The following is a 13,351-nucleotide window of genomic DNA, read 5'->3' as shown; positions in this document are numbered from 1 at the left end:
TTGAAGAAAAAGTTCTTTTATAATACTTTCTTTTTCTTTCCTCGTTTATTATGCACATAAAAATCAAAATCTAAAAATGTGAATCTTATATAGTATGGTATGAAATGATCGGAGCGGCTCACACTACATTAGGATAAGTGATAGTAAAGAATTACGAAATAAAATCTAAATATTGTCTATAAGACTAGAATCTTGTCCATATTTTGATTTTAAATTGAGTAGAAAAGAAAATCAAATCTATTATAAAATCTCTATTTGAGTGTGGTAAATTCACGCCAGCTCATCTGTGGCATATTGTTTACAAAGGAATCGGTAGCTTTTTATTTTCGATGTAGCTGTTGATTTTTGAGGTAGACTTCTGTTGCTTTTGCAAATTTTTTCAATTTTTTTAAGTCCTCAGGGTGAGTTACAAAGGTAATGACACTTCCTGTTTTTCCCATGCGTCCCGTACGCCCAGAACGGTGAGTATAGGCCTCTTTATCTCTCGGAACTTCAAAATTAATAACAATTTCAAGATTGTCAATATCAATACCACGAGCAACTAAATCAGTTCCAAGTAGTAAGGAGATATCGTGATTTTTGAATTTTTCTAAAATAACCTTACGGAATTTGACGTTCACATCACTGGCTAAGGAAATAGCAGAGCTTCCAGCGAATTGAAGGCGCTCTTCGGCTGCTCCTAAATCAGATAGGCTATTAAAGAAAACCAATCCTCGAAAATCTGGAATATTTGAAAACTTACGTAGTAGCTCTAAGCGGTCACGCTTATCAACTGGTATATAGAAGTGGCTAATGGTGTCTAATGTCTGATTAGAAAGGTCTAAAATCACAGTATTCTCTACCAAATGAGCAGTATCGACCTTATTTGTTGCAGAAATATAAACCATCTGATGGTCACGAGGAACATGAGTCGTGATATTTTTGACAAAATGGTATTGGCTATCACTTAGAAGTTCGTCAAACTCATCTAGGATGATAGTATTCACATTCATCATCTTGATTTTTTTGAGTTTAATCAGCTCAAAAATTCGTCCGGGAGTTCCGATAAGGATTTCAGGACCTTTTTTGAGACGCTCAATTTGACGTTTTTGACTTGATCCTGATAAAAAAAGCTGAGCTGTTAAACCAATAGGTTCTGCCCATTCTTTAGTTACTTCAAAGATTTGTCCTGCCAATTCTGTATTGGGAGCTAGAATAAGGAGCTGTTGTGATTTTTTAGGTGCCAGCTTTTGAAGGGCTGGTAAGAGATAGGCCAAAGTTTTACCAGTACCTGTTGGACTGATGCCCAGAAGGTTTTCACCAGAAAAAATAGGTTCAAAAGCTTGTTCTTGAATAGGTGTAGGTTCTGAAAAGCCAAGTGAGTTGAACTTTTCTTGCCAAATAGTTGGGAAATTTTGATACATATTTTAGTCCTTTACAATTCTTCTTTTCCATTATAGCACGAAATATGGTAAAATAGTGAGAATGTAAATTTTAGAAATTGAGGAAAGGAAGGGCAGAGCAATTAGGAAGGTATCCGGTTAATTTCTCTGTGTCTATCACAATGCGTAAAAAACCTATTATAATTGGTGTCACTGGTGGTTCTGGTGGGGGTAAAACAAGTGTTTCACATGCTATTTTAGCGAATTTTCCAGATGAAAAAATTGCTATGATTGAACATGATTCTTATTACAAGAATCAAGATCATTTGACTTTTGAAGAACGTGTTAAAACTAATTATGATCACCCTCTGGCTTTTGATACTGACTTTATGATTGAACAGCTCAAAGAGCTTATTGCAGGGCGACCAGTTGATATCCCTGTGTATGATTATACACAACACACACGTAGTGATAAAACCTATCGTCAAGAACCGCAAGACGTTTTTATCATTGAAGGTATTCTCGTCATGGAAGACGAGCGTTTACGTGATTTAATGGACATCAAAATTTTTGTGGATACAGATGATGATATTAGGATTATCCGTCGTATCAAACGTGATATGGTTGAGCGTGGACGTAGCTTGGATAGCATTATTGAGCAATACACTAGCGTCGTTAAGCCAATGTATCACCAATTTATTGAGCCAACCAAGCGTTATGCCGATATCGTGATTCCAGAGGGAGTGACAAATGTTGTTGCTATTGATTTAATCAACACCAAAATTGCTAGTATTTTAGGAGAGTAAAGAAGTATTAGCAAATCAATTGTCAGAAAAACTACGAAATGGTAGAATAGAACGAGGAAGACGATTGGGAGAGATGGTGTGGATAATAAGAAAAAGCATGTTTTGTCGGCTATAGGGATTCTATCTTTAATATTAGCAATATTAGCTCTTTTTCATTATCATCATCTGCAAATTGAATCGCAACGAATTGTCATTGAAAAAAGAGTTAGTCAGACATCTAATAAACAACTATCTGATGTGGAAGAGGCTATTAAAAGACTTGAACATGATATGACTGATGAGAATATCACAGAGGCCCAAAAAGCTTTGGATCAATTAAAAGATAGTGATGCAAAGACAGGTCTTCAGAAACGTATTGATGTGGTAAGGGATTATTTGGCTACAAAGCAAGCAAATGAAAAGCTCAACAATCAAGCGGAAGAAGCAGTCAATCATCTTGAAAAAACGATTTTAGTTGAAAATCTTATTTCTGCTCAAGAAGCGGTTGATAAGATAACAGATAAGGAACTTCAAGAGAGGTTACAAGCACGTATCAATAAGGTCAGAGGCGGACTGGAAGCACGTTTACAAGAGCCTACACCTAGTGAAGCGACAACGGAAATCTTTATTCCACAAGATAATCAAAATAGTAGTGATAATTCTTCTGGGACACTAGGATTAGAAAATACTGATCATCAGGGATTGGAAACTAGCTATGCTAATTCTCCTCAAACAACTCCGGAGTCAGGTAATACGGATCCTAGTGTCAGTGAAACCTCATCACCGATTGTTGGGAATACAGGAAATGAGAATGAATAATCAAAAAGGTTGGGATGATTTGCTTATTCCGTCTTTTGTTTATGGTTAGTATTTTGTAATCAAAAATGCTTGTACCTTGACACTAAAAGTTAAAAAGTCTAGAATATAAATCATTTCATACAACTTATCTGAGGTGAAAAAATGACTGAAACACAAGAAGAATTACGTCAACGTATTGGCGATTTAGCTTATGAAATAACACAAAATGCAGGTACTGAGCGTGCTTTTACAGGCCAGTACGATGAGTTTTTTGAAAAAGGCATATATGTTGATGTGGTCAGTGGAGAACCACTGTTTTCTTCATTAGATAAATATAATTCAGGCTGTGGTTGGCCTGCTTTTACTAAGCCGATTGAAAATCGAATGGTTACCAATCATGATGATCTTTCTTATAACATGCGCCGTATTGAGGTGCGGAGCCGTGGAGCTAACTCTCATCTTGGTCATGTCTTTAACGACGGACCGATGGAAAAAGGTGGTTTACGATATTGCATCAACTCAGCAGCTTTGCAATTTATTCCTTATGATGAACTAGAAGAAAAGGGTTATTGGGAGTATAAAAACTTATTTGAGTAGTTAAAAGACTATTGGAGGTCTTATGCCAATTTTTACAATCACTTTTTGGATTCTTGTTTCTAGAGAGTTTTTCTATATTTTTTATCTTGAGACACTTGCAACGAGCTCTCAATCCACATCACGTGTGTTCGAAATGTCTGAAGAAGAACTTGTACGTCCAATTGTCAACACGTTTTTTTAAAATTAAGGTGTCTATAATGGATTGATTGGCGTGTTAATTTTGGTAGTGCTTTTCATTTTTCCAAGCAAACAATGGCTGGCGCTTTTGATGATAGACATTGTTCTAGTAGTAATCTATGGGGGCTAACAAGCGATAAAAGCATTATCTTTAAAACAGGCTGGTTTAGCCATTTTTACTCTTATTTCAATGCTCTTTTAAGATGAGAATGAGGAATCGAGAATTCGGTTCTTTTCATTTTATTTTCAAAAAAATGTAATCGTTTTCTTTTATTTGTGATATAATTAGAGATGACTTCAAATCAATGATAACTAGAAAGGAGTTTCTATGCGATCAGTTGAGATTACAGAAACTTTATTGCGGGATGCTCATCAGAGTTTGATGGCGACGCGTATGTCCATAGAGGATATGCTACCTATCTTGTCCTCATTAGACAAGGTAGGATACTATTCTTTGGAATGTTGGGGAGGTGCAACTTTTGATGCCTGCTTGCGTTTCTTAAATGAAGATCCTTGGGAAAGATTACGCACTCTAAAGAAACATCTTCCCAATACCAAACTTCAGATGTTGCTTAGAGGACAAAATCTCTTAGGGTACCGTCATTACTCAGATGATGTAGTGGATAAGTTTGTGGAGCTATCTGCTGAAAATGGGATTGATGTTTTTCGAATTTTTGATGCTCTCAATGACACCAGAAATTTACAGCGAGCTTTGGATGCTGTTAAACGAACTGGTAAAGAGGCTCAGCTCTGCATTTCTTATACAACTAGTCCGGTTCATACCGTTGACTATTATATAGAGTTGACCAAACAGATGGTGGCTATGGGAGCAGATTCGATTTGTATCAAGGATATGGCAGGTGTGTTGACACCTAGGGATGCTAAAGCTCTAATTTCTGGAATGAAATTAGTAACAAATCTTCCAATTATCCTCCATACTCATGCGACTAGTGGTATTTCTGAGATGACTTACCACGCAGCTGTTGAAGCAGGTGTCGATCGCATTGACACTGCTCTATCGCCATTTTCAGGAGGAACTTCTCAACCTGCGACGGAGTCGCTTTATCTTGCACTTAAAGATGAGGGATATGATGTTCCTCTAGATGAAAAACTGATGGAAGAAATTGCTGTTTATATGAGGTCGGTTCGTCAGAAGTACCTCGATAATGGCACGATGAGTCCAACCCTTCTTTTTGCAGATCCTAGAACTTTAATTTATCAAGTTCCTGGTGGCATGCTATCAAATATGTTATCACAACTGAAGCAAGCTGGTGCTGAAAGTAAACTTGACCAAGTATTATCCGAAGTTCCAAAAGTTAGAAAAGATATGGGCTATCCGCCATTGGTTACTCCTATGAGCCAAATTGTAGGGACTCAGGCAGCTATGAATATTATACTTGGTGAGCGCTATAAGATGGTTTCAAAAGAGGTGAAACAGTACCTAATAGGAGAATATGGAAAATCTCCTGTTCCAGTTGATCCAGAGTTTGCTAAATCAATTATTGGGGATGCTGAAATTTATACAGGGCGTCCTGCAGATCGCTTAGAACCAGAGTTTGATAAACTCCGTGAGGAAATTGGTGAGTTAGCTAAATCTGACGAAGATGTACTGATTTATGCCCTTTTCCCAAATGTTGCCAAGGACTTTTTAACAAAAAAATACGCTCCTAACGACGAAGTGATTCGTGTGACAGGATATGTGCGATAAGGAGGAAAGATGACTTATTCACTGATTGATATTTTACAGGTAACGGTGGTTTCGATGGGACTGGTATTTATCTGCTTACTAGGAATCATGTTAATGATGCAGTTAACTGGTAAGATTTTAGGAAAACAAGCACCCATTGCGAAACAGTCTACTCAAGCAGTTCAGTTACCTGTGGCAGCAGTGCCAGCACAAACGGGTCTTGCTTTGGTAGAAGAAGATGAGCTGGCTAAGGTTGCTGTTTTGACAGCGCTAGCTTTTGCTTCTAAAAAGGAAAGCGGTAAACGTTTTGAAGTGGCAAATGTTGTCAAGAAGTAAGTGGCTTTAAATGACATGTGGTAAAAGAAAGGATAATTTAGATGAAATATGAAGTAACGGTAAATGGTCAAATCTACGAGGTAACATTACGTGAGTTAGCGGAAGGAGAGACGGTAGCAACATCTAGTCCAGCTCCAAAGGCAGAACCTTCACCTGCACCAGTCGCTACAACTGGAGATGTCCTCAAGGCACCGATGGCAGGAACTGTTTTGGCCATTAAAGTGCAAGCAGGGCAAGCTGTTAAAAAAGGTGAGGTGGTTGCTATTTTGGAAGCGATGAAGATGGAGAATGAAATCCTTGCTTCAGCTGATGCAACAGTGTCTCAAGTATTGGTGACGCCAAATCAAGCGGTTGAATCAGACCAAGCGCTCTTAGCATTTTAGGAGGCGCCTATGTTAGAAGTAATCAATCAAATGATTGAAACCTCTGGATTTGCTAACATGACTTGGCAACACATGGTTATGATAGCTCTGGCTTTAGTCTTTCTCTATTTAGGAATAAAAAAAGAGTATGAACCTTATTTGATGGTTCCGATTGCTTTTGGTATTCTCTTGGTCAATCTACCACTTGGAGGTCTAATGGCCCATCCAGAAGGTGGTAATCCTGGGGGGCTCTTATACTACCTTTATCAAGGAACTCACCTTGGAATTTACCCTCCACTTATTTTCTTGTGTCTGGGCGCTTCAACAGATTTTGGACCGCTAATTGCAAACCCTAAAACCATTTTACTTGGTGGCGCAGCGCAACTTGGTATTTTTGCAGCATTCTTCTTCGCAATTGTACTTGGCATGACTCCCCAAGAAGCAGCTTCTGTAGGTATTATTGGTGGAGCTGATGGACCGACCGCTATTTATGTGACAACACGTTTGGCACCAGATTTACTTGCCACCATTGCCTTAGCAGCTTATTCTTATATGGCTTTGGTACCAATTATTCAGCCGCCGATTATTCGAGCTCTGACAACGGAAGAAGAACGTAAAACGAAGATGGTTCAAGCACGTCCGGTTTCACAAACGGAAAAAATTATATTCCCAATCGTCGTTACGATTTTTGTTAGTCTGATGGTCCCTAGTGCGACAACTTTAGTAGGATGTCTAATGTTAGGTAACTTGGTTCGTGAGATTAAGATTGTTCCAAAGATTGTTGATAATTTGCAAAATACGCTCATGTATTGTGTGACGATTATCCTTGGTTTAACAGTTGGTGCTAAGGCAAATGCAGAGCTATTTTTGTCTGTAACAACGTTGAAAATTATTGCTCTTGGACTGTTAGCCTTTTCTATTGGTACAGCCGGTGGTGTACTTTTCGGAAAAGTGATGTACCGATTGTCTGGTAAAAAAATCAATCCAATGATTGGTGCTGCGGGTGTTTCTGCGGTTCCAATGGCTGCGCGTGTGGTTCAAAAAGTTGGTCAAGAGGAGGATTCCAGTAATTTCCTTTTGATGCATGCCATGGGACCAAATGTGGCAGGCGTGATTGGCTCTGCCATTGCTGCGGGTGCACTTTTAGCCTTCTTTGGGTAAAGTAGTTGATACTAACCTGCCAAAAATATGCAAAATAGAGAGTCGGACAAAAATCGTTAAATCGTCAAAAAAGACGATTTCGATTTTGTCGTCCCACCTCCGCACAGTTGATTAGGATGGCCGTTAACGATTGCTTAGTACTAAAATAGTCCAGTGGACTATTTTAGGTGGACACTTGAAAATGAAAGAAGTGTCCAGTTACGGTCATCCAATCAACCACTGCGCCAATCTGTTATTACTATCACAAAGAGAAGGTTGAGATATTTTTTGAACCGCTCCCTGTCAAGTGGACAATGAAATAATAAAAGATTAAGCAACGGCCTTGTCCCTCAATTCAAGAGGGGCAAGGCCGTTGTGCTTCTCTTGAAATCGTTCGTTATTGTAAAAATAGATATAGTCATCAATATCATAAACTAATTCCTCAAATGTCTTGTAAGCCTTCAAGTCATAACACTCCGTCTTAAAGTGACCAAAGAAACTCTCAATTGGCGCATTGTCAATGCATTTACCAACTCGTGACATAGAGCGTGTCATCTGATAGCCTTTCTTAGGTTCTCCATGACAAGAGGATTGTCATTATGCTTACTGATAGGGTAAGCCACGATAGAACCATCATAAAGGTCTTTAATAGCACTTAAATAAGCTTTACAACCTTGTCCATACGGTAAGAAAGTCACATCTGTACACCATTTTGATTAGGGGCTTGAGCTGTGAACTCTCGATTGAGAAGATTCTCTTCGATAGTCACAAAACTAGTCTTCGTGCAATAGTTTCGAGAACGACGGATAATTGATGAGATACCAAGGATACGCATTAAGCGACGAATTCGCTTCTTGTTATAAGTTGTTCCAAGTTTCCGATTGACAGCTCGCGTCATTCGACGGTAGCCTAAAATTCCCTTGCGTTTGGTATGGAGTTCCTTGATGGTTTTTAATAGTGTTCGATTTGTCTCCTCAGATTGTCCCAACCTCTTTTTCTTACAAAACTGTAAGTGTATTATCTTGTATTCATTGTATAATCAATACAGGTAAAACTTGACAAGTTATCTTTTAAAAGATATCATTGTATTACATAATAAATACATAAAAGGAAAATATGATGGCACGTAAAAAAGATAAAAAGAGATTTTTGAATAAAAAGACAATTGGAGGTGGTATAGCTGGACTAATTATCCTAGTTACAGGTGGTTATGCCTATATGGCTTCAACTGTGGGTAGTGGTTCCAAAGAACAAAAAACTTATCAAACCTCAATTGTCAATGAGGGAATGTTAGCTTCTTCAACACTTTTATCTGGAACTGTTAAAGCTCAATCTGAGCAATATGTGTATTTTGATCCTAGTAAGGGAACAAGCGCTTCAGTTACGGTTGCAGTCGGAGATAAGGTAGTAGCAGGTCAACAACTAGTCCAATATGACACAACAATTACGCAAGCATCTTATGATGAGGCTGTTCGTGGACTTAATAAAGTTGGTCGTGATATTAATCAATTAATGACATATGGTGTGCCACAAGCAACAACGGTGGTTGATGAAAAAACTGGAGAATTTACCACAGTCAACCCAACAGCTCAGGCTAATGCAGACTATCAAAATCAACTGCAAACCTTGTATGAAGCTTATGCCTCTGCAGAGGCTCAGGTGGCTAAGGCCCAAACAGCTTTAAATGAAACGGCTTTACTCAGTGATGTCGAAGGAACCGTTGTTGAAATTGATAACAATATTGATCCATCATCTAAAGAAAGTCAAGTTCTAGTACATGTGACTAGTGAAGGGAAATTACAAGTTGAAGGTAGTTTAACTGAATATGACTTAGCTAATATTAAGGTGGGTCAAACAGTCAAAATGAAATCTAAAGTCTATCCAGACAAAGAATGGGCTGGTAAAATTACTTATATTTCAAACTATCCTACTCAAAACGTTAGTTCCACAAGTACAGCAGGCAACACATCATCTGGAGCTAGTTACGCCTATAAAGCAGAAATTACGAGTGATATTGCTGAACTTAAACAAGGTTTTTCGGTATCAGTTGAGGTTGTTAATGACCAGAAAAGTTTATTAGTACCCTTAACTGCTGTCGTTGTAGATGGCGATAAATCCTATGTATGGATTTTGAATGATAAAAGTAAAAAAGTTTCAAAAGTAGAAGTTGCGGTTGGAAATGCTGATGCAGTTTCTCAAGAGATAGCATCGGGGGTAACAGCAGGGCAAACTATTGTTGTAAATCCTGACAGTTCTTTAAAATCCAATCAAAAATTAGAGAACACAAAAACCTTCGAAGAAACTGAGGTGACTTCTAGTGACAAGTAATCAAAAAGAATTGATGTCTTTGTCTGGTATTACCAAGTCTTATCGTAATGGTGAGGAAGAGCTACAAGTTTTAAAAGAAATTGATTTGACTGTTTATGAGGGTGAATTTGTAGCTATTATGGGACCATCTGGTTCTGGTAAATCAACACTTATGAATATCATCGGTCTTCTTGACCGTCCAACTTCTGGAACCTATCATTTATCAGGGACAGCAGTTGAGGAGTTAGGTGAGAAAAGGTTAGCTCAGGTTAGAAATGATGAAATTGGTTTTGTCTTTCAACAATTCTTTCTCTTATCAAAACTAACAGCTCAAGAAAATGTTGAATTGCCGTTAATTTATGCCGGTGTAGGTGCTAATAAACGTCGCGAATTGGCACAAGCTTTTCTGGAAAAAGTAGAATTGAGTGAACGTCGCAAACATTTACCATCTGAACTTTCGGGTGGACAAAAACAGCGTGTGGCGATTGCTAGAGCTTTGGTCAATAGTCCATCCATCATCTTAGCGGATGAACCTACAGGAGCACTTGATACGAGGACTGGAAAGCAGATAATGGATCTTTTAACACAGCTGAATCGTGAAGGCAAAACTATCATTATGGTTACTCACGAGCCTGAAATTGCTGATTATGCTACACGAAAAATAGTCATTCGTGATGGTGAAATTACTGCAGACACTACTGAAAGTGTTAGAATAGATTAGGAGGAGTTATGGAAAATTGGAAATTTGCAATTAGCTCTGTCCTTAGCCATAAAATGCGGTCCATTTTAACCATGTTAGGAATTATTATCGGTGTTGCTGCTGTTGTTATTATCATGGGGCTTGGAAATGCAATGAAAACCAGTGTGACTGACAGTTTTACAGGTGATAAAAAGATCGTTCAGCTCTATTATCAACCCAAAGGGGAAGAGGAAAACCCATATGCTGCCTTTTATGGTGGTACTACAATGGCTAATACTCCGATTAAAGATGAATGGTTACAGGAGATTGTTGATAATATTCATGGTATTTCGGCCTATTATACAACGAATAATACGGGTGGCAGTATCTATTATGGGAAGAAGACGATAAAGAATGCTCAGGTAACTGGTGTAAGCGCTGATTATTTTAAAATCAAGGAATATGATATTATTGCAGGACGTGCCTTCAAAGAAACTGACTATCAAAACTTTTCTCGCATTATCATGTTGGATACAGTGATGGCTGATGAATTGTTTGGTAAGGGAAAATACAATAATGCTTTGAACAAAGTTGTTAATCTAGACAATAAAGATTACTTGGTTGTAGGAGTTTTTAAAACTGATGTCAATGTAGTAGGAATGTATGGACTTACAGGATTAGCAGTTATGACTAATACTCAAGTTGCCTATGAATTTGGTGCTCCTGAAAATGATATGATTTATTTTCATGTTAATGATGTGACACTTAGTCAAGAGTTAGGAAAAAAAGCTGGTGCTTACTTAACACGTCTTTCTCAAGTTAAGGATGGTGAATACACTGTTGCGGATACTACGGAGATTCTTAACGAAATTAATACACAATTTGGTATTATGACAACAGTTATTGGGTCTATTGCTGGAATTTCATTATTGGTAGGTGGCATTGGAGTGATGAATATTATGTTGGTCTCTGTTACTGAAAGGACTCGAGAAATTGGTCTTCGTAAGGCTCTGGGTGCAACACGTGGAAAAATTCTTACTCAATTCTTGATTGAGGCAGTTGTCTTGACTGTTTTAGGAGGTTTTATCGGACTTTGTCTGGCTTATTTAGCTGTAGGTGCTATGGGAAATGCTTTGCAATTACCAAATGCTTCTGTGTCACTTGATGTTGCGGGAGTTGCAATAGCTTTCTCTGCTGCAATTGGTATTATTTTTGGATTGTTACCTGCCAATAAAGCAAGTAAATTAGATCCAATTGAGGCTCTACGTTATGAGTAAAGAAATTGATCCAAAGCGTTACTATCGCTATCAGAAAATTTTTAAGATTATTGGTATTATAGCGGTCGTTCTATCGGTTGTGTTAGTTGGCTATCTTGTCAGAGGTTTGAAGATTTTTGAAAACCCAGATGCACTTGCGAATCTGATAAAAGATCACATGATTATTGGTAGTTTTTGCTTTTTTCTGATTCAAGTGATTCAAGTTGTTGTACCTATTATTCCAGGAGGTGTGACAACAGTTATTGGATTTATGGCATTTGACTTTTGGTGGGGACTATTTCTGAACTATATCAGCTTATCGCTAGGCTCCATCATTTTATTTTGTTTAGTCAAAGAATACGGCCGTCCCTTTATTTTGTTGTTTGTTAATGAGAAACATCTATTGAAGTATGAGAAACATCTCAGTTCAAAAACTTACGAACGATTTTTCATCTTAAATATGTTATCGCCTATGGCACCAGCAGACATTATGGTAATGGTAACTGGTCTATCTAGTATGCCTTACTACAAATTTCTTAGAATTATTCTGATATGTAAACCAATTTCCATTGTAACTTATAGTTATTTTTGGATTTATGGTGGACAGTGGCTAGAAAAAATATTTTAAAAATTTTAAGAGGTGTCAAGTTTTTTTCTTGACATCTCTTTTTTATGTGATATACTAGTTAGAGTAAGTTAGTAGCTCTGCTATTGACCATAATAAAAAAGAAAAGAGACTTTATATAAAATGGCAGTAAAAATCCGTTTAACTCGTATGGGTTCTAAGAAAAAACCTTTCTACCGTATTAATGTTGCAGATTCACGTGCACCCCGTGATGGTCGTTTCATCGAAACTGTTGGTACTTACAATCCACTTGTTGAAGAAAACCAAATCACAGTTAAAGAAGACCGTGTTCTTGACTGGTTGGCTAAAGGTGCACAACCATCTGATACAGTTCGTAACATCCTTTCAAAAGCTGGTGTTATGAAGAAATTCCACGAACAAAAATTTTCAAAATAATAAGTGAGTGACAAGAGCCTATGGATACCATCGAAAACCTCATTATCGCTATTGTGAAACCTTTGATTTCACAACCAGATAATTTAACTATTAAAATTGAAGATACTCCAGAATTTTTGGAATATCATCTAAGTTTAGACCCACAAGATATTGGGCGTGTTATTGGTAAAAAAGGACGTACGATTACAGCGATTAGAGCTATTGTTTATTCGGTGCCAACCTCAGGCAAGAAAGTCCGCTTAGTTATTGATGAAAAGTAAAAAGGGAGTGGCAGAAGTCATGATTTCGAAGTCTTTACTCCCCTTCGATATTTTATTTCTAAGCTCAGGATGAAGGTGTCCACTGGACAGTTTCACTTCCACATCCGCACATCTCCAAGTGTCTCCGAAATGTTTGGAGGTTGGAAATGAGACGAACAATGTTCATCTCATTTATATAGGATAGCAGCTAATGATTTCGTGGTACTAAAATAGTCAGGTGGACTATTTTAGGTTTGAGCTTGAAAACGAACGAGCGAGAATAATCCAGTGGATATTTTAGGTGGACACTTGAAAATAAAGAAGTGTCTAGTTGCAGATTTCCAATCAACCATTGCGTCTATCTGTTATTACTATCAACAAGAGAAGGTTGAGATATGAACTGCTCCCTGTCAAGTGGACAATGAAATAATAAGAGATTAAGCAACGGCCTTGTCCCTCAATTCAAGAGGGGCAAGGCTGTTGTGCTTCTCTTGAAATCGTTCGTTATTGTAAAAATAGATATAGTCATCAATATCATAAACTAATTCCTCAAATGTCTTGTAAGCCTTCAAGTCATAACACTCCGTCTTAAAATGACCAAAGAAA

The 13,351-nt window shown here is 37.7% G+C and carries 15 protein-coding genes and 2 pseudogenes; 14 read left to right on the top strand and 3 right to left on the bottom strand.

Features of this window, described 5'->3' with window-relative positions:
* Positions 1-320: 320 nt before the first annotated feature.
* On the bottom strand, positions 321-1,403 hold the full coding sequence (locus GZ996_RS03075; RefSeq protein WP_156806500.1) for a DEAD/DEAH box helicase: 1,083 nt from the start codon (positions 1,401-1,403) through the stop codon (positions 321-323).
* A 140-nt stretch (positions 1,404-1,543) separates the two neighbouring features.
* Here GZ996_RS03075 and udk point away from each other — a divergent pair, with 140 nt between their 5' ends.
* The 8 genes and pseudogenes from udk to GZ996_RS03040 all read left to right on the top strand — a co-directional run bounded on the left by udk (position 1,544) and on the right by GZ996_RS03040 (position 7,264).
* On the top strand, positions 1,544-2,167 hold the full coding sequence (gene udk, locus GZ996_RS03070; RefSeq protein ID WP_156806501.1) for a uridine kinase: 624 nt from the start codon (positions 1,544-1,546) through the stop codon (positions 2,165-2,167).
* A gap of 78 nt (positions 2,168-2,245) precedes the next feature.
* On the top strand, positions 2,246-2,965 hold the full coding sequence (locus GZ996_RS03065) for a hypothetical protein (RefSeq protein WP_161978801.1): 720 nt from the start codon (positions 2,246-2,248) through the stop codon (positions 2,963-2,965).
* A 141-nt stretch (positions 2,966-3,106) separates the two neighbouring features.
* On the top strand, positions 3,107-3,541 hold the full coding sequence (msrB, locus tag GZ996_RS03060; protein ID WP_156806503.1) for a peptide-methionine (R)-S-oxide reductase MsrB: 435 nt from the start codon (positions 3,107-3,109) through the stop codon (positions 3,539-3,541).
* Between the two features lie 22 nt (positions 3,542-3,563).
* A pseudogene (locus GZ996_RS11830) lies at positions 3,564-3,920 on the top strand (DUF1304 domain-containing protein).
* Positions 3,921-4,046: 126 nt separating this feature from the next.
* Positions 4,047-5,426, top strand: coding sequence for an oxaloacetate decarboxylase subunit alpha (locus GZ996_RS03055; protein ID WP_162011308.1), 1,380 nt, complete (start codon positions 4,047-4,049; stop codon positions 5,424-5,426).
* A 9-nt stretch (positions 5,427-5,435) separates the two neighbouring features.
* On the top strand, positions 5,436-5,741 hold the full coding sequence (locus GZ996_RS03050; protein WP_161978804.1) for an OadG family protein: 306 nt from the start codon (positions 5,436-5,438) through the stop codon (positions 5,739-5,741).
* Positions 5,742-5,782: 41 nt separating this feature from the next.
* A complete protein-coding gene (locus GZ996_RS03045; RefSeq protein ID WP_162011307.1) occupies positions 5,783-6,124 on the top strand; it encodes a biotin/lipoyl-containing protein in 342 nt (113 codons plus the stop codon).
* A gap of 9 nt (positions 6,125-6,133) precedes the next feature.
* Positions 6,134-7,264: a sodium ion-translocating decarboxylase subunit beta gene (locus tag GZ996_RS03040; protein ID WP_156806507.1), complete on the top strand. Its 1,131-nt coding sequence runs from the start codon at positions 6,134-6,136 to the stop codon at positions 7,262-7,264.
* 309 nt (positions 7,265-7,573) lie between these two features.
* Here GZ996_RS03040 and GZ996_RS03035 read toward each other — a convergent pair.
* Positions 7,574-8,279: pseudogene (locus GZ996_RS03035) on the bottom strand (IS3 family transposase); the annotation flags it as partial.
* An 83-nt stretch (positions 8,280-8,362) separates the two neighbouring features.
* On the opposite strand from GZ996_RS03035, the gene GZ996_RS03030 reads away from it, so the two are divergent.
* The 6 genes from GZ996_RS03030 to GZ996_RS03005 all read left to right on the top strand — a co-directional run bounded on the left by GZ996_RS03030 (position 8,363) and on the right by GZ996_RS03005 (position 12,766).
* Positions 8,363-9,571 (top strand): efflux RND transporter periplasmic adaptor subunit, encoded by a 1,209-nt coding sequence (locus tag GZ996_RS03030; RefSeq protein WP_162011306.1) that lies wholly within the window; start codon positions 8,363-8,365, stop codon positions 9,569-9,571.
* On the top strand, positions 9,561-10,271 hold the full coding sequence (locus tag GZ996_RS03025; protein ID WP_156806509.1) for an ABC transporter ATP-binding protein: 711 nt from the start codon (positions 9,561-9,563) through the stop codon (positions 10,269-10,271). Before GZ996_RS03030 ends, GZ996_RS03025 begins: the two co-directional genes overlap by 11 nt.
* Positions 10,272-10,279: 8 nt before the next feature.
* Positions 10,280-11,506: an ABC transporter permease gene (locus GZ996_RS03020; RefSeq protein ID WP_156806510.1), complete on the top strand. Its 1,227-nt coding sequence runs from the start codon at positions 10,280-10,282 to the stop codon at positions 11,504-11,506.
* Positions 11,499-12,113, top strand: coding sequence for a TVP38/TMEM64 family protein (locus GZ996_RS03015; protein WP_162011305.1), 615 nt, complete (start codon positions 11,499-11,501; stop codon positions 12,111-12,113). The genes GZ996_RS03020 and GZ996_RS03015 overlap by 8 nt, the downstream gene beginning before the upstream one ends.
* A gap of 120 nt (positions 12,114-12,233) precedes the next feature.
* The gene (gene rpsP / locus GZ996_RS03010; RefSeq protein ID WP_027974556.1) at positions 12,234-12,506 is read left to right on the top strand and encodes a 30S ribosomal protein S16; all 273 of its coding nucleotides are present in this window, start codon (positions 12,234-12,236) and stop codon (positions 12,504-12,506) included.
* A 20-nt stretch (positions 12,507-12,526) separates the two neighbouring features.
* Positions 12,527-12,766, top strand: coding sequence for a KH domain-containing protein (locus GZ996_RS03005; protein WP_156806512.1), 240 nt, complete (start codon positions 12,527-12,529; stop codon positions 12,764-12,766).
* Positions 12,767-13,182: 416 nt separating this feature from the next.
* Here the strand turns inward: GZ996_RS03005 and GZ996_RS03000 are convergent.
* On the bottom strand, positions 13,183-13,351 hold a 169-nt coding region (locus GZ996_RS03000), incomplete at its 5' end, for an IS3 family transposase (protein ID WP_162011304.1).

It is taken from the genome of Streptococcus sp. S784/96/1 (genome assembly GCF_902729355.1).
Lineage (GTDB): Bacteria > Bacillota > Bacilli > Lactobacillales > Streptococcaceae > Streptococcus > Streptococcus caledonicus.
This window is presented reverse-complemented; position numbering and strand designations above follow the sequence as displayed.

Bases quoted from the DNA above. Each gene is read 5' to 3' on its own strand.
- GZ996_RS03075 (WP_156806500.1), bottom strand. From the start codon at position 1,403: ATGTATCAAAATTTCCCAACTATTTGGCAAGAAAAGTTCAACTCACTT.
- udk (WP_156806501.1), top strand. From the start codon at position 1,544: ATGCGTAAAAAACCTATTATAATTGGTGTCACTGGTGGTTCTGGTGGG.
- msrB (WP_156806503.1), top strand. From the start codon at position 3,107: ATGACTGAAACACAAGAAGAATTACGTCAACGTATTGGCGATTTAGCT.
- GZ996_RS03055 (WP_162011308.1), top strand. From the start codon at position 4,047: ATGCGATCAGTTGAGATTACAGAAACTTTATTGCGGGATGCTCATCAG.
- GZ996_RS03050 (WP_161978804.1), top strand. From the start codon at position 5,436: ATGACTTATTCACTGATTGATATTTTACAGGTAACGGTGGTTTCGATG.
- GZ996_RS03045 (WP_162011307.1), top strand. From the start codon at position 5,783: ATGAAATATGAAGTAACGGTAAATGGTCAAATCTACGAGGTAACATTA.
- GZ996_RS03040 (WP_156806507.1), top strand. From the start codon at position 6,134: ATGTTAGAAGTAATCAATCAAATGATTGAAACCTCTGGATTTGCTAAC.
- GZ996_RS03030 (WP_162011306.1), top strand. From the start codon at position 8,363: ATGGCACGTAAAAAAGATAAAAAGAGATTTTTGAATAAAAAGACAATT.
- GZ996_RS03020 (WP_156806510.1), top strand. From the start codon at position 10,280: ATGGAAAATTGGAAATTTGCAATTAGCTCTGTCCTTAGCCATAAAATG.
- GZ996_RS03015 (WP_162011305.1), top strand. From the start codon at position 11,499: ATGAGTAAAGAAATTGATCCAAAGCGTTACTATCGCTATCAGAAAATT.
- rpsP (WP_027974556.1), top strand. From the start codon at position 12,234: ATGGCAGTAAAAATCCGTTTAACTCGTATGGGTTCTAAGAAAAAACCT.
- GZ996_RS03005 (WP_156806512.1), top strand. From the start codon at position 12,527: ATGGATACCATCGAAAACCTCATTATCGCTATTGTGAAACCTTTGATT.